Origin of the sequence: Pseudobacteroides sp., assembly GCF_036567765.1 — a bacterium.
Classification (GTDB): domain Bacteria; phylum Bacillota; class Clostridia; order Acetivibrionales; family DSM-2933; genus Pseudobacteroides.
Genome location: NZ_DATCTU010000047.1, coordinates 1 through 2,118 on the forward strand (window position 1 = coordinate 1; position 2,118 = coordinate 2,118).

The 2,118-nt window shown below is 34.3% G+C and carries 3 protein-coding genes; all 3 read left to right on the forward strand.

Annotated features, from left to right (window positions below; all coding sequences use genetic code 11):
• On the forward strand, nt 1–1,088 hold a 1,088-nt coding region (locus tag VIO64_RS08410), incomplete at its 5' end, for a polymorphic toxin-type HINT domain-containing protein (protein WP_331917082.1).
• Between the two features lie 13 nt (nt 1,089–1,101).
• Entirely contained in the window at nt 1,102–1,620 is a 519-nt protein-coding gene (locus VIO64_RS08415; protein WP_331917084.1) for a hypothetical protein, read from the forward strand.
• Between the two features lie 249 nt (nt 1,621–1,869).
• Nucleotides 1,870–2,118 (forward strand): hypothetical protein (locus VIO64_RS08420; protein ID WP_331917086.1); only part of this gene is annotated, 249 nt, incomplete at its 3' end.

The following is a 2,118-nucleotide window of genomic DNA, read 5'->3' on the forward strand; positions in this document are numbered from 1 at the left end:
TATCAAAAGTGTGTGTTAAGGTTGCGGATAAGGCTATAGCAAGTAAAGATGCTTTGACAAAGATGTTGACTGTAGCAGCTGAAGGTGTACAACTATTAAAGACATATTTGAACACTAAACTTGATTCTTTATTTGAAATTGTTGAAGAAACAAAAGATCTTGGAACGAGAATTTGGTATAAATTAAGAAATGGTACAGAAGCAGAGCTTCCAAAAAGTGATTTGACACCTGAACAAGCTACCTGTTCTATTACAGGTTGTTTCACAGGAGATACGCTTATACCAACGGTTTCAGGCTTTAAGCGTATTGATTCCATCAAAGAAGGTGACTTTGTATTATCAAAAGATGTAAATTCTGGCACAATAGATTACAAAAAGGTCAAGTACGTTTACATCAAGAGTACATACGAGTTTGTTCATCTGAAACTTGATAACGAAGAGATCAGAACAACTGCAAATCACTTGTTCTTTACCGACTGCGGATGGTGGAAAGCTGCCGAGAACTTGAAAGTCGGAGATAAAATACTTAACTCCAAAGGTGAACTTAAAACTCTTATTGAAAAAAGAGTTGAGATGTTGAACGAACCTGAAAAAATCTATAACCTAAATGTGGAAGATTTTCACACTTATTTTGTAGGAGCAAATGCTCTGCTAGTTCACAATAGTTGCGGTTTTAGTCTAGACGATTTGGTAAGGACAACAGGAAAAAGCTTTAAAACTTTAATCAATGAGAACCTCGGAAAAATCGTCAAGATCAATGGAAAACGAATTTCCTTACCAAGTGTACCACATAACAATGGAACAGCTGGCCATTGGGACACTATGGTCGATAAAGCAATTGATCTTGCCCAGCATAGCGATGCCGAAGAAATCTGGCTGAATAAAGGATTAAGTAACGTAACCGACCTAAATAAGATTGAGCCAAACCGCCGACCAGACTTGCTTGTAAAACGAGCTGACGGCAAGATTGATCAATATGAAGTTCCTAGTAAAACTGATGATGTGAATGCACTTAGGGCAAGAATGGAAGATAACAGGAGGATATTAGGAAGTTTAGCTGGAGAGGCAGATATTATATTCATACCATGATGGGAGGATTTTTATGGGTACATTTAACACTACATCAATTGTTGTTTATGGTGATATTGAGAAAAATAATAGCAAATGGGTAACATGGTTTGAAAGCTCTATAGAACTCTATAGAACTCTGGATATAAAAGCTAATTATATTGGAATAATCGGAAAAAGTTTTAGCTCTGGGAAAATTCTGCAATTAAGTAGAACTGAATCAAGATTAAGAAAATCGCTAGATACAGGAGAAGATATATCCTCTATATCACTATATTCATTGCCCGAAAAATTTTCACAAGCTGCTTTTGACTATGATGCTTATATATCAAGAGATGCGATAGGAAAACATAATCATATAATATTAACACTAAATGAAAAATTTCTTACAAGGGCAGATATTAATATGATTATCGAAGAATTAAGGAAGCATATAAACTTCGTAAATGGAGAGGTTTTTGAAATGTATAATACTGAGAGTCCTCAGTTCTATGCGGCAAAAATCAAATCTGCTTCTTCTTGTAAGACATTGAACGTTTTAAAGAAATTTTGATTAAAGCGTTTAGATGTAAAGCCGTAAGAAGGGGATAATTAGTTGTAAAGTGCCATTGTATGGATAATAATACATGCAATGGCACTTGCTTTTGACTGCACATGGACGGATATGTAAAAAATCCATTTGAACATTTAGTCAGTATTAAATAATACACTCTAATGTGTCCAAGTCCGTTAATCTTCGTTGGAGAGAAGCAGGAATGGATTTAGATACGTGTACTTAGCAAAAATAAAGAAGTTTACAACAATGCAGATACAAGCAGTTAAGGATGGTATTGATAAGATACCTAGGGCGTATCTTGAAAATGTTTATAAATTGACGTCTGAAAATGGATACACGCTATCTTATGATGGAAAAAATATTGTTATAATCGGCGGAAATAATGCAGTTAACAGAGTAAGCAAAATTTTTATACCGGAGCTTGATTATAAGGGTGTAGAAAAAAAGTGTTATTCTAAAATAAGGAATATTAAGATTGCATATTCCAACTATTTA

Excerpts from the sequence above, each read along its gene's own strand:
- VIO64_RS08415 (WP_331917084.1), top strand. The coding sequence starts at position 1,102 with ATGGGTACATTTAACACTACATCAATTGTTGTTTATGGTGATATTGAG.